The sequence below is a fragment of the Burkholderia sp. LA-2-3-30-S1-D2 genome, assembly GCF_001523915.2.
In the GTDB taxonomy this organism is placed as follows: Bacteria; Pseudomonadota; Gammaproteobacteria; order Burkholderiales; family Burkholderiaceae; genus Burkholderia; species Burkholderia diffusa.
In genome coordinates this window covers 1159770-1172802 of the sequence record NZ_CP013384.1, presented here as the reverse complement: position 1 = coordinate 1172802, position 13033 = coordinate 1159770, and the positions used below count along the sequence as shown (strand labels likewise).

The 13033-nt window shown below is 58.8% G+C and carries 8 protein-coding genes, 2 tRNA genes and 3 rRNA genes; 5 read left to right on the top strand and 8 right to left on the bottom strand.

Annotated elements, in window-relative coordinates; all coding sequences use genetic code 11:
* Positions 1-53: 53 nt before the first annotated feature.
* The 6 genes from cueR to WS66_RS18100 form a co-directional block, all read right to left on the bottom strand.
* Positions 54-458: a Cu(I)-responsive transcriptional regulator gene (gene cueR, locus WS66_RS18135; protein ID WP_059603025.1), complete on the bottom strand. Its 405-nt coding sequence runs from the start codon at positions 456-458 to the stop codon at positions 54-56.
* Positions 459-745: 287 nt separating this feature from the next.
* Positions 746-858: ribosomal RNA gene (gene rrf / locus WS66_RS18130) — 5S ribosomal RNA — on the bottom strand.
* Positions 859-1047: 189 nt separating this feature from the next.
* A 23S ribosomal RNA gene (locus WS66_RS18120) occupies positions 1048-3929 on the bottom strand.
* Between the two features lie 281 nt (positions 3930-4210).
* Positions 4211-4286, bottom strand: a tRNA-Ala gene (locus WS66_RS18110).
* Positions 4287-4323: 37 nt separating this feature from the next.
* Positions 4324-4400: transfer RNA gene (locus WS66_RS18105), tRNA-Ile, on the bottom strand.
* A 63-nt stretch (positions 4401-4463) separates the two neighbouring features.
* Positions 4464-5996, bottom strand: a 16S ribosomal RNA gene (locus WS66_RS18100).
* The 16S, 23S and 5S rRNA genes sit together here with 2 tRNA genes alongside, the layout of an rRNA operon.
* A 564-nt stretch (positions 5997-6560) precedes the next feature.
* On the opposite strand from WS66_RS18100, the gene WS66_RS18090 reads away from it, so the two are divergent.
* The 4 genes from WS66_RS18090 to WS66_RS18075 all read left to right on the top strand — a co-directional run bounded on the left by WS66_RS18090 (position 6561) and on the right by WS66_RS18075 (position 10361).
* Complete coding sequence (locus WS66_RS18090) at positions 6561-7778, top strand: DUF2863 family protein (protein WP_059533163.1); 1218 nt, start codon at positions 6561-6563, stop codon at positions 7776-7778.
* Positions 7779-7987: 209 nt separating this feature from the next.
* Entirely contained in the window at positions 7988-8824 is an 837-nt protein-coding gene (locus tag WS66_RS18085; protein ID WP_059600450.1) for a response regulator transcription factor, read from the top strand.
* A 75-nt stretch (positions 8825-8899) separates the two neighbouring features.
* Complete coding sequence (locus WS66_RS18080) at positions 8900-9574, top strand: energy-coupling factor ABC transporter permease (protein WP_059600449.1); 675 nt, start codon at positions 8900-8902, stop codon at positions 9572-9574.
* Between the two features lie 136 nt (positions 9575-9710).
* A complete protein-coding gene (locus tag WS66_RS18075; RefSeq protein WP_059600448.1) occupies positions 9711-10361 on the top strand; it encodes a BspC domain-containing protein in 651 nt (216 codons plus the stop codon).
* An 82-nt stretch (positions 10362-10443) separates the two neighbouring features.
* Here the strand turns inward: WS66_RS18075 and WS66_RS18070 are convergent, their stop codons facing one another.
* Together WS66_RS18070 and yaaA are read right to left on the bottom strand one after the other, a co-directional pair.
* Positions 10444-11598, bottom strand: a complete 1155-nt coding sequence (locus tag WS66_RS18070; RefSeq protein WP_059600447.1) for a M14 family metallopeptidase — start codon at positions 11596-11598, stop codon at positions 10444-10446.
* 88 nt (positions 11599-11686) lie between these two features.
* The gene (gene yaaA / locus WS66_RS18065) at positions 11687-12469 is read right to left on the bottom strand and encodes a peroxide stress protein YaaA (protein WP_059600446.1); all 783 of its coding nucleotides are present in this window, start codon (positions 12467-12469) and stop codon (positions 11687-11689) included.
* Positions 12470-12526: 57 nt separating this feature from the next.
* Here yaaA and WS66_RS18060 point away from each other — a divergent pair, with 57 nt between their 5' ends.
* Complete coding sequence (locus WS66_RS18060; RefSeq protein WP_059600445.1) at positions 12527-13024, top strand: putative toxin-antitoxin system toxin component, PIN family; 498 nt, start codon at positions 12527-12529, stop codon at positions 13022-13024.
* Positions 13025-13033 lie beyond the last annotated feature (9 nt).

Genomic DNA, 13033 nt, shown 5'->3' with positions numbered 1-13033 from the left:
CTGATTTTTATGAATATTGAATCGAGGTCTCTTTTCGACCTCGAGGGCATGCACTAATCTGGTTCACCAGCCGGTTCGGCCAGGCGCGCCAAGATCGGGCATTCAGGTCGTTCGTCACCATGGCAGTGCGCGGCCAGATCGGCTAGCGTATTGCGCATGTCGCTCAATTCCGCGATGCGTTTGTCGAGTTCGGCCACGTGTTCGAGGGCAATCGACTTCACTTCGACGCTGGCGCGGGCGCGGTCCTGCCAGAGCATCAGCAACTTGCGGATATCCTCGACGAGAAAACCGAGCCGCCGTGCCTGACGGATGAAGCGCAGGATGTGGACTTCGTCCGAACCGTAGATCCGGTATCCGGCGTCGCTCCGCTTGCTCGGTGCAAGAAGACCGACCTGTTCGTAGTACCGGATCATTTTTGCGCTGACGCCGGATTCGCGCGACGCGTCGCCGATATTCATTCCCTGCCCTCTCTCCATCAAGCACTGGTTCGAACATGAACGTCGAGGCAAGCAGCCGTCGACGACACTTCGATCGTATCAAATCGCGAAATTTCGTTCCGGCGCGGGCGTGACAACGGAATCGACTGCAATCCGGCTAAGTTTATTGGGGTGGGTTGCCGCGGGATCTGCCGGTCCGAGACAGCATGCAGCTTGCAAGACGGAGACGGCTATCTGCCATCTCGCGTATTTTCGCTGCTCAAATGCAAAAACCCCCGCCTTTTGGGCGGGGGTTCTTGGCTTAGGGAGCCTGACGATTACCTACTTTCACACGGGAATCCGCACTATCATCGGCGTAGAGTCGTTTCACGGTCCTGTTCGGGATGGGAAGGGGTGGGACCGACTCGCTATGGTCATCAGGCAAAGAGGGTTGTTCTGCTGGCGTGGCCAACAGAACCAATCTTGGAAGAAGCAGTAATTTCGTTGGGTTGTGAGGTTGTATCTCACACATACGCGGTAGTTCAACCGCTGTACGTCGAGTGCCTTGCACTCGACGTTCGACATTCGTAAAGCGCTGAAGCGCTAACGACTGTCGAAACAGACTTGTTATAGGATCAAGCCTTACGGGCAATTAGTATCAGTTAGCTGAACGCATTACTGCGCTTACACACCTGACCTATCAACGTCCTGGTCTCGAACGACCCTTCAAGGGGATCTAGTCCCCAGGGATATCTCATCTTAAGGCGAGTTTCCCGCTTAGATGCTTTCAGCGGTTATCTCTTCCGAACATAGCTACCCGGCGATGCCACTGGCGTGACAACCGGTACACCAGAGGTTCGTCCACTCCGGTCCTCTCGTACTAGGAGCAGCCCCCTTCAAATATCCAACGCCCACGGCAGATAGGGACCAAACTGTCTCACGACGTTTTAAACCCAGCTCACGTACCTCTTTAAATGGCGAACAGCCATACCCTTGGGACCGGCTACAGCCCCAGGATGAGATGAGCCGACATCGAGGTGCCAAACACCGCCGTCGATATGAACTCTTGGGCGGTATCAGCCTGTTATCCCCAGAGTACCTTTTATCCGTTGAGCGATGGCCCTTCCATACAGAACCACCGGATCACTATGACCTGCTTTCGCACCTGCTCGACTTGTCGGTCTCGCAGTTAAGCACGCTTATGCCATTGCACTATCAGCACGATTTCCGACCGTACCTAGCGTACCTTCGTACTCCTCCGTTACGCTTTGGGAGGAGACCGCCCCAGTCAAACTGCCTACCATGCACTGTCCCCGACCCGGATCACGGGCCAAGGTTAGAACCTCAAACAAACCAGGGTGGTATTTCAAGGACGGCTCCACCGAAACTAGCGTTCCGGTTTCATAGCCTCCCACCTATCCTACACAGATCGGTTCAAAGTCCAATGCAAAGCTACAGTAAAGGTTCATGGGGTCTTTCCGTCTAGCCGCGGGTAGATTGCATCATCACAAACACTTCAACTTCGCTGAGTCTCGGGAGGAGACAGTGTGGCCATCGTTACGCCATTCGTGCAGGTCGGAACTTACCCGACAAGGAATTTCGCTACCTTAGGACCGTTATAGTTACGGCCGCCGTTTACCGGGACTTCAATCAAGAGCTTGCACCCCATCATTTAATCTTCCGGCACCGGGCAGGCGTCACACCCTATACGTCCACTTTCGTGTTTGCAGAGTGCTGTGTTTTTATTAAACAGTCGCAGCCACCAGTTTATTGCAACCCCTTCACCCTCCTGGCGCAGGCCAGTCAAGCTACAAGGGCGTACCTTATCCCGAAGTTACGGTACCAATTTGCCGAGTTCCTTCTCCCGAGTTCTCTCAAGCGCCTTAGAATACTCATCTCGCCCACCTGTGTCGGTTTGCGGTACGGTCATCGTTAGACTGAAGCTTAGAGGCTTTTCTTGGAACCACTTCCAATTGCTTCGCTCCCGAAGAAGCTCGCGCCACACCCTTGAATTACGCACCCGGATTTGCCTAAGTGCCTTCTCCAATGCAGCGACCGGGACTTCCAACACCCGGACAACCTTCCGCGATCCGTCCCCCCATCGCATCTAACAATGGTGCAGGAATATTGACCTGCTTCCCATCAGCTACGCATTTCTGCCTCGCCTTAGGGGCCGACTCACCCTACGCCGATGAACGTTGCGTAGGAAACCTTGGGCTTACGGCGAGGGGGCCTTTCACCCCCTTTATCGCTACTCATGTCAGCATTCGCACTTCCGATACCTCCAGCACCCTTTACAAGGCACCTTCGCAGGCTTACGGAACGCTCTCCTACCATGCGTGCAAAGCACGCATCCGCAGCTTCGGTATATAGCTTAGCCCCGTTACATCTTCCGCGCAGGACGACTCGATCAGTGAGCTATTACGCTTTCTTTAAAGGGTGGCTGCTTCTAAGCCAACCTCCTGACTGTTTTAGCCTTCCCACTTCGTTTCCCACTTAGCTATATTTGGGGACCTTAGCTGGCGGTCTGGGTTGTTTCCCTCTTGACACCGGACGTTAGCACCCGATGTCTGTCTCCCGTGATTGCACTCTTCGGTATTCGGAGTTTGCTATGGCGGGGTAATCTGCAATAGACCCCCCAACCATGACAGTGCTCTACCCCCGAAGGTGAGACACGAGGCACTACCTAAATAGTTTTCGGAGAGAACCAGCTATTTCCAAGTTTGTTTAGCCTTTCACCCCTATCCACAGCTCATCCCCTAACTTTTCAACGTTAGTGGGTTCGGACCTCCAGTACGTGTTACCGCACCTTCATCCTGGCCATGGATAGATCACTTGGTTTCGGGTCTACGCCCAGCAACTGAACGCCCTATTCGGACTCGCTTTCGCTACGCCTGCCCTATACGGTTAAGCTTGCTACTGAACGTAAGTCGCTGACCCATTATACAAAAGGTACGCCGTCACCCCTTACGAGGCTCCGACTGTTTGTATGCATGCGGTTTCAGGATCTATTTCACTCCCCTCCCGGGGTTCTTTTCGCCTTTCCCTCACGGTACTGGTTCACTATCGGTCGATCACGAGTATTTAGCCTTGGAGGATGGTCCCCCCATCTTCAGACAGGATTTCACGTGTCCCGCCCTACTTGTCGCACACCTAGTTCTTTCATACTGTTTTCGCCTACAGGGCTATCACCTGCTATGGCCGCACTTTCCAGAGCGTTCGGCTAACAATACAAATAAAGAGTGCAAGGCTCATCCCATTTCGCTCGCCACTACTTTGGGAATCTCGGTTGATTTCTTTTCCTGCGGTTACTTAGATGTTTCAGTTCACCGCGTTCGCTTCACATGACCTATGTATTCAGTCATGGATACTCCAAAAGGAGTGGGTTTCCCCATTCGGACATCTACGGATCAAAGCTCGTTTGCCAGCTCCCCGTAGCTTTTCGCAGGCTACCGCGTCCTTCATCGCCTGTGATCGCCAAGGCATCCACCACATGCACTTGTTCGCTTGACCCTATAACGAGTCTGTCTCGTTACAGGTTGAGTTCTCGCGTTGTGCCGTATTCCAAAATCGAGCCGAACATAGAGTTCGAATCATCTTGAGATACATCGATACAATCACAACCCGGATAGTTTCCACGTCCATCTCAAGACGCTTCCGCTATCCAAATTACTTACTTCTTCCAGATTGTTAAAGAACGACAGCCGATACATACTACGTATCCTCTGACTGGCTCAATCGCCAATGCAAAATTCTCGGTTCAGTGTCTGAACCAAGCCCTTAGCGTTGGTGATTGGTGGAGGCAGACGGGATCGAACCGACGACCCCCTGCTTGCAAAGCAGGTGCTCTCCCAGCTGAGCTATGCCCCCATGAGTACAGATTGCCTCAGGTGTTACCGCCAGACAATGGTGGGTCTGGTTGGATTCGAACCAACGACCCCCGCCTTATCAAGACGGTGCTCTAACCGACTGAGCTACAGACCCCTGAGTCTGTCTTTAAATTTACAGCCGATAAGCGTGAGCGCTCAATTTTGCGAGAAGCTCTGGAAAGGAGGTGATCCAGCCGCACCTTCCGATACGGCTACCTTGTTACGACTTCACCCCAGTCATGAATCCTACCGTGGTGACCGTCCTCCTTGCGGTTAGACTAGCCACTTCTGGTAAAACCCACTCCCATGGTGTGACGGGCGGTGTGTACAAGACCCGGGAACGTATTCACCGCGGCATGCTGATCCGCGATTACTAGCGATTCCAGCTTCATGCACTCGAGTTGCAGAGTGCAATCCGGACTACGATCGGTTTTCTGGGATTAGCTCCCCCTCGCGGGTTGGCAACCCTCTGTTCCGACCATTGTATGACGTGTGAAGCCCTACCCATAAGGGCCATGAGGACTTGACGTCATCCCCACCTTCCTCCGGTTTGTCACCGGCAGTCTCCTTAGAGTGCTCTTGCGTAGCAACTAAGGACAAGGGTTGCGCTCGTTGCGGGACTTAACCCAACATCTCACGACACGAGCTGACGACAGCCATGCAGCACCTGTGCGCCGGTTCTCTTTCGAGCACTCCCACCTCTCAGCAGGATTCCGACCATGTCAAGGGTAGGTAAGGTTTTTCGCGTTGCATCGAATTAATCCACATCATCCACCGCTTGTGCGGGTCCCCGTCAATTCCTTTGAGTTTTAATCTTGCGACCGTACTCCCCAGGCGGTCAACTTCACGCGTTAGCTACGTTACTAAGGAAATGAATCCCCAACAACTAGTTGACATCGTTTAGGGCGTGGACTACCAGGGTATCTAATCCTGTTTGCTCCCCACGCTTTCGTGCATGAGCGTCAGTATTGGCCCAGGGGGCTGCCTTCGCCATCGGTATTCCTCCACATCTCTACGCATTTCACTGCTACACGTGGAATTCTACCCCCCTCTGCCATACTCTAGCCTGCCAGTCACCAATGCAGTTCCCAGGTTGAGCCCGGGGATTTCACATCGGTCTTAGCAAACCGCCTGCGCACGCTTTACGCCCAGTAATTCCGATTAACGCTTGCACCCTACGTATTACCGCGGCTGCTGGCACGTAGTTAGCCGGTGCTTATTCTTCCGGTACCGTCATCCCCCGGCTATATTAGAACCAAGGATTTCTTTCCGGACAAAAGTGCTTTACAACCCGAAGGCCTTCTTCACACACGCGGCATTGCTGGATCAGGCTTTCGCCCATTGTCCAAAATTCCCCACTGCTGCCTCCCGTAGGAGTCTGGGCCGTGTCTCAGTCCCAGTGTGGCTGGTCGTCCTCTCAGACCAGCTACTGATCGTCGCCTTGGTAGGCCTTTACCCCACCAACTAGCTAATCAGCCATCGGCCAACCCTATAGCGCGAGGCCCGAAGGTCCCCCGCTTTCATCCGTAGATCGTATGCGGTATTAATCCGGCTTTCGCCGGGCTATCCCCCACTACAGGACATGTTCCGATGTATTACTCACCCGTTCGCCACTCGCCACCAGGTGCAAGCACCCGTGCTGCCGTTCGACTTGCATGTGTAAGGCATGCCGCCAGCGTTCAATCTGAGCCAGGATCAAACTCTTCAGTTTAAACCTGTTACTGTTTTCGGTTCGGTTAAGAACCGGTCGCTCACTCAAAGCTGACAGGAATATGAATCACTTCATAAACCTGACTTACTTTAGTGTGAGACTCTTGATACTTTCGCTATCTGATCCGAAGATCAGCTCGCTTCCATCAAGCGCCCACACTTATCGGCTGTTAATTTTTAAAGAGCATTTCTGCGAGAAACCTGAAGTTTCTCAGCAGCGCTGCGTTTTCAGCAGCAGAGAAGCGAGATTATGAACCGTGTTTCTCAGTCAGTCAACAACTTTTTGAACTGCTTCGTTGCGACGACTGGGTTCAACTTCGTGTGCGCCGGGGCTCGACAACCGACCCTCCATCGCACCGCTTCCCTTCTTCCTCCGCGCTGCGTTTCCGTTAGCGCGAAAGAGGCGTGATTCTAAGCAGCTCCCGGCAATCGCGCAAGGGTTTGATGGATTTTTCTTCATCCCCGCCGATTCGGCCTTCCGGCCATGCCGGAGCACGAGACCGCTTATGGTGCAAAGAACGGACTAGAATGTGAGGTTCTTCGCCCCTTTCTATACGTATTTAATATGCGCCAGCGAATCGCCAAACGCCTCCCCCCCGACGCCGACAAACTGGTCGGCCTGTCGCTTGCGCTCTTCGCCTCGGGCAGCCGCATCGAGGATCGCTTCTGGGAAGCGAAGCTCGATGCGCTACTCGCCAAGATCGTTCGCAACGGCAACCAGACCACGCTCGACGCGGCACTCGACCATCTGCAGCAGAACCACCCTGATGCCTATGGCGCGCTCGCCGACATGGCCGAGACGCATAGTGAATCGATGGTGATCGAGCACGACGGCCAGCCGTACGATGCGCTGCTGGTCGCCGTTCCCGTTCTTGCCTGGACGCGCTATATGATTCCATCGGGCCCGCTGAAAGGCGACGTCGCCGATGCATTGCGCACGCACCTTCAGGCGCACGTGCTCGCTACCGGCACGCTGGTCGGGCTGGCCCCGTTCCTCTACAGCATCGACCAATTGCCGCGCCACCACGTCGAGACCTACCGGCTTGCCCAGCAACTCGCGCACGCGGCGCTCGGCCAGCATGCAGCCAAGCTCAGCTTCGGCGACCTGCCCGAAACCTCGCCGATCCTGGCTGACCCGCGCTTCCTCCTCGCCGTCGTCGCCGCTCCAGCCGGCGCACCGCTGTTCCGCTGGCAGGAAGAAGAGCACGGCAATCGGATCGAACGCGGTCAGTGTCTCGAGCAATGGACCGCGCAGGGTGGTCCGAACCTGTCGATTGCCCTCCCCGGCTGCGAGTTCGAATGCCTGCTCCCGGACGCATACTATTCGGCCTGCCGTGATGCGGACGAGCGCATCCGTCCGCACACGGTCCGAACGGCTATACGTTATCTTTTCGACACACTTGGTACGGCACCGCAAGAGCTGCGCGCCGTGGTCGCGGGCTTCGGCGAGCGCCGGATCGACGAGTATCGCGTCGGCTTCACGCGACGCGCCAGCAACGACGTGATCTATGGCGTCGTGTGGCCGCTCTACGGCCGCGAAAACGGCGACGTGTCGATCGACAGCGCGACGCTCGAAGGTGAAGCACCGATCGAAGGGCCGCTTGAGGAGATCGTAAGTCTGCTGAAGGAATGCGGCGTGACCGACGTCCGCCGGCACGCGGGCCGCTTCGAGCCTGAATACTGCGACGACTGCGGCGTGCCGCTCTATGCGGATCCGCTCGGCGAGATCGTCCACGCGGAAATGCCAGAAGACGCGTCGCCCGCCCAACCGCACTTTCACTGATCGTGCATTGCAGGCCCGCAGCGCCTGCCCGACGAAGCCGCTCCCGGTTCCAGCCGGAGCGGCTTTTTTCTCGTCCGCATTTCCCTCACTCGAAATTTCAGACTTCTCCTAAGCCTTTCAGCCAAGCAGACTTCGTGTAAGGTTTTTGTCATTATCGGATCCAACGCATGCCAACGGCAGCTCAATGACTCACCTTACGGAGGTTGAATATGCGGTTCCTGGTGCTGAACTCAGACGCCGAACGGCGTGACGGACTGAAGGCCCTGCTGCGGCAGATCGACCGTCACGCCAGTATCAACGATGCGCCCGATGGCTTCCAGGCGCGCCGGCTGCTGCGCACCCAGCGCTTCGACCTCGTTGCCATCGACTGGCTGGACGTCGGCCGCCTCTGCGAACTCCAGGCGCTCTGCAGCGCCTGTTCGCCGACACCCGCCGCAGTACTGATCGACGAATCCACGCCGGAAGCCATCCAGCGCTTCTACAACTATGGCGTCGCGGGTGTGATCCCGCACTCCACGCGGCCGCACCTGATCGTGCGGGCACTCGAAATGGTTCTGCTGGGCGGCCATTACATCCCGCCCATCGCACTCAGCCTGCTGCCCTCCACTGCCGCAGTACGCCACGACGCCCATTTCCAGACGCTCGCAGGATCGCTGCCGCGTCGCCCGCCAAGCGGCCTCCTCTCGCCGAGACAGGCGCAGATCATGCGCTTCGTCCATATGGGCAGCACCAACAAGATGATCGCTCGCACGCTCGGCATCAGCGAAGGTACCGTGAAGATCCACCTCGCAAGCATCTTCCAGCAGCTGGGCGCGGCAAACCGCGCCGCCGCAGTCGCGATCTACAACGGGTGGCTGTCGCCGCATCTCGAGGTATTGCTGGCGAACCGTGATCGTGCAAGCAAGCCCGTCATCGGCGAACGCGGCCCGGTTCCGCTGCGCAAGCAACGGAACGACCGTCCATACCCGCTGCCCGCCGCGAACACCGACACCCGGGACCTGCCGCTCGCGGCCGAACCGCCAGCGCGGTTTCGGCGCGAGCGCTGATCGGACAGTATCGATATTGCGACGGTCGACATGTGCGGATTCCCACCTTTGATGCTCAACGAGTAATATGGACGCATGGGTTTTCTTTTCACACCGCTTCCGCTCTGGGTTGGCATCGGTGGCTGGATCGCCGCCGTGGCGCTGCTCGCGCTCGCGCTCTGGAATCGTCCCTTCGTCCGTCTCCAGGACGCAACGCTCCAGCACGTGTGGCTCGCGCTCGTCACCGCGATCACGGTGCTCTGGGCCTCGAACGCGTGGCTCGAAGACGGCATCGTCATGCACCTGCTCGGCGCGACGCTGCTCGTCACGCTGTTCGACTGGACGCTTGCGCTAATCGCGATGGGCGCCGTCACTGCCGTCGCCGCTATCGTCTTCGATGCGCCGTGGCAAGGCGTCGGCGTCACCTATCTGATCTACGGCGCGCTACCGGTCGCCGTGTCCGCATTGCTGCAACGCGCCGCGATCGCGCGGCTCCCGCACAATCTCGCGTCGTTCATCACCTGCCAGGGATTCCTGTCACCGGCCATCGCGATCGTCACCGTCGCCGCGGCTGCGGCCGGTGTCCGGCTCGTTCTCGCGGACGGCGTGCCCGTCGTCATTCCCGCAGGCTATCTGCTGAACACCGCGCTGCTCGCGCTCGGCGAAGCGTGGTTCACCGGCATGGCCACCGCACTCATCGCCGTCTATCGTCCGGCGTGGGTCACGACGTTCGACGTTCGGCGCTATCGCCTCGGCGGCCCGCGCGCCTGAACACGCCGGTCCCGGTGCGATCGGTGCGCGTGACGATCCGCTTCCGCAGCGCGGGAGAGCGCGACATCTACTGCCGCACGACTTTTTTACGCTAAGATTGAACTCCTGTTCTTCATCGGGCATCTATACGTGCCCGATGTCTCATTCGCTCCTCACCAATAACCAGATGGACAGCTCACCTGCCTCGCTCCGGATCTTCCGGGCGTTCGGCAAGCTGGCAGCCTGTGTCGCGGGCCTGTCGCTTGCGCTTCCGGCACCGGTATTCGCCGACCTCCTCGATCAGCGCTCCGAACTGATCAACAAATTCGTCAATGAGATGCATGCGGATCCGATCGTCGCCGATTGTGCGGCGCACGGCAGCTTCATCGCCAGCACATCGACGGCCTTCGACCGCGTCGACTTCGCGCCGAACGCGTTCGAAAATGGCAACGCGACGATCACGCCGTGGAACGATTCGTTCGATCAGGGCAAGCAGCGCGTGAAGGTCGACAACATCGTCACCGTGGACGGCCTCGGCGTCCACAGCGACGGCAGCGATCCGACACCGCTGAAATTCCGCTGCGGCTATGTCGGACAACAAATGCTGGCGTTCAGCTGGAACGATCCGGTGCCACCACTGAAGCCACGTGTCGAGCGCCCGTCGTCGTCGACGAAGAAGTTCAAGGGCAAGTCGCACCGCGGCAAAGCCAAGACATCCGGCCGCGCCGGCAAGAAGGCCGTTGCAACGCAAAAATCAAGCGGCCAGAAGAAGGCCGTGAAGAAGAAAACCGCGAAGAAGAAGTCCTGATCCGACGGAGCGGCAACGACAGAAGCAAAAAAGCCGGCGCATCGTGCGATGCGCCGGCTTTTTCATATCGACGAAGGTACGCTTACGCGAACGTCTCGACGTGCACCAGAATTGCCGCCAGCATCGCCGCGCCGAGCGCGGCGCTCCGCTCGCCGTTCCAGCCGACCCGCTCGTCCGGAAGGTTCGCATTGTCCTTGAACGGCATCTCGAGCGTCAAAGACAGGCAGCCGAACTGATGGCCGATGTACTTCGACGCGAGCTTGAGCGCGTCTTCCTTGTACTTGCTCGCCGCATAACCGTGCTCCGTCTGGAAATCCGGGCTCGCGACCTTGAACGCATCGATGAATGCGGTCTGCTCCTTGCCCTGCTGCTCCGTGAAGCTCGGCAGCATTTCCGAACCCGCGACGAACACGTACGGCAGATCCTCGTCACCGTGAATGTCGAAGAACATGTCGCAGCCGATCGAATGGATCGCATCGCGCACAGCCAGCACTTCGGGGCTGCGCTCGGTATCGGGCGCCATCCACTCGCGGTTCAGGTTCGCACCCGCCGCGTTGGTGCGCAGGTTGCCGTGCACGCTGCCGTCCGGATTCATGTTCGGGACGATATAAAACGTCGCGCGGTCGTATAGCTTGCGCGCCACCGGATCGCCCGCCCAGTCGCCCCACCCGGCCAGTCGCTTGACGAGCCCTTCGACGAACCACTCGGCCATCGTCTCGCCCGGGTGCTGGCGCGCGATGATCCATACCTTCTTCTTCGGTGCGCCGTCGACCTCTGGCGTACCGAGCGTCAGCAGCGACATCGGACGGCCTTCGACCGTTCGGCCGAGCTCGACGACGCTCGCCTGCGGCAATTGCTGGACCGCGCCAAGGAACGCTGCATGACGCTCCTCCGAGTACGGCTCGAAATACGCGTAGTAGATGCTGTCGAACTCGGGCGTATGGTCGATGGTCATCGTCTTGCCGTCGAACGTCGTCGGCACGCGGAACCAGTCGACCCGGTCGTAGCTCGCGACCGCACTGTAGTTACGCCATCCCGACGGATACGCGCATTCGGCCGCATTCTCGAACGACATCACGCACCGCGTACCGCGTGCGCCCGTCAAGCGGAAGTAGAACCATTGGGCGAATTCCGAGCGGTTGTCGCCGCGTACGCGCAGCCGGATCGCGCCGGGGCTGTCGCACGACACGACGTCGATGGCGCCCGCGTCGAAATTGCTGGTGATCGAAAGGGTCATCTATCTCTCCAGTGTCGACCGGAACCGGCAGTTTGCCGCGGGTCCGGCCTCATGCATGCGCCGGCCGTCTCGTGAACGGCCGGCTTGGTCATTCGCCGATTCGCCGGCGATATACGTAAGTCGAATCATTCGACGCAGCGGCATCGAACGCGTAGTCTTCCACCGCGAAATCCTTCAGCGCCGCCGGTTCGGCGATGCGGTTCTCGACGATGTAGCGCGCCATCAAGCCACGGGCGCGCTTCGCATGGAAGCTGATGATCTTGTAGCGGCCGCCCTTCCAGTCCTCGAACACCGGCGTGACGATCGGCGCGGCCAGCAGTTTCGGCTTGACCGACTTGAAGTACTCGGTCGACGCGCAGTTGATCAGCACGCGCGCCGCACCGCTGCGCGTCTCGAGCTGCTCGTTCAGCGCCCGCGTGATCCGGTCGCCCCAGAATGCATACAGATCCTTGCCGCGCGCGTTCGCGAATCGGGTACCCATCTCGAGCCGGTAAGGCTGCAGCAGGTCGAGCGGACGCAGCAGCCCGTACAGGCCCGACAGCACGCGCACGTGCTGCTGTGCGTAGTCGAGATCGGTGGCCGTCAGCGATTTGGCATCGAACCCTTCGTACACGTCGCCGTTGAACGCGAGCACAGCCTGCTTCGCGTTGGCCGTCGTGAAGGTCGGCGACCAGTCCGCATAGCGCTGGAAGTTCAGCCGCGCGAGCGGGTCGGAGATGTCCATCAGCGTCGAAATGTCCTGCGGCGACAACTTGCGCAGGCCGTCGATCAGTTCCGACGCATCGTCGACGAATGCAGGCTTCGTGTAAGACGGGACGTGGGCGGGCGTATCGTAGTCGAGGGATTTGGCTGGGGAGAGAACGATTATCATAGAGGCTCGCTGGCACGCCGTGCCTTGCGGTCAGACGAAAACCACCGATTGTAACGAATGACCCGCTCCCTCGCCCCGCATGCCGCACATCGCGTCGTGCTCGACTCGAACGTCTGGATCGACATACTCGTATTCGACGACCCTGCCACACGCCCGATCCGGGCTGCGCTCGAACGCGGCACGCTGGCCGCCGTAATCGACGGCCGCTGCCTGAACGAACTCGTGCTCGTGCTCGATTATCCGCAGTTTCAGGCGCGCGCGATCGACAAGGCCGAAGCGCTCGCGACCGTCGCGCGCCTGACGAGCCTCGTCGAGCCACCGCCCGTCGACGCCGGTGCGCCCCCCCTGCCAAAGTGCAAGGACCGCGACGACCAGAAATTCCTCGAGCTTGCGCGCGCCGCGCAGGCGGACTGGCTCGTATCGAAGGACCGTGCGCTGCTCAAGCTCGCGAAGCGCACCGCGCGCGACTTCGGCTTCCGGATCGCACAGCCCGCGCCGTTTACCGAAGCCTGCGCGCTCGATGCCGCGTTGGCCACCACTACCACGCCGGCCTGAAGGGCCCGG

Excerpts from the sequence above, each read along its gene's own strand:
- cueR (WP_059603025.1), bottom strand. The coding sequence starts at position 458 with ATGAATATCGGCGACGCGTCGCGCGAATCCGGCGTCAGCGCAAAAATG.
- WS66_RS18090 (WP_059533163.1), top strand. The coding sequence starts at position 6,561 with ATGCGCCAGCGAATCGCCAAACGCCTCCCCCCCGACGCCGACAAACTG.
- WS66_RS18085 (WP_059600450.1), top strand. The coding sequence starts at position 7,988 with ATGCGGTTCCTGGTGCTGAACTCAGACGCCGAACGGCGTGACGGACTG.
- WS66_RS18080 (WP_059600449.1), top strand. The coding sequence starts at position 8,900 with ATGGGTTTTCTTTTCACACCGCTTCCGCTCTGGGTTGGCATCGGTGGC.
- WS66_RS18075 (WP_059600448.1), top strand. The coding sequence starts at position 9,711 with ATGTCTCATTCGCTCCTCACCAATAACCAGATGGACAGCTCACCTGCC.
- WS66_RS18070 (WP_059600447.1), bottom strand. The coding sequence starts at position 11,598 with ATGACCCTTTCGATCACCAGCAATTTCGACGCGGGCGCCATCGACGTC.
- yaaA (WP_059600446.1), bottom strand. The coding sequence starts at position 12,469 with ATGATAATCGTTCTCTCCCCAGCCAAATCCCTCGACTACGATACGCCC.
- WS66_RS18060 (WP_059600445.1), top strand. The coding sequence starts at position 12,527 with ATGACCCGCTCCCTCGCCCCGCATGCCGCACATCGCGTCGTGCTCGAC.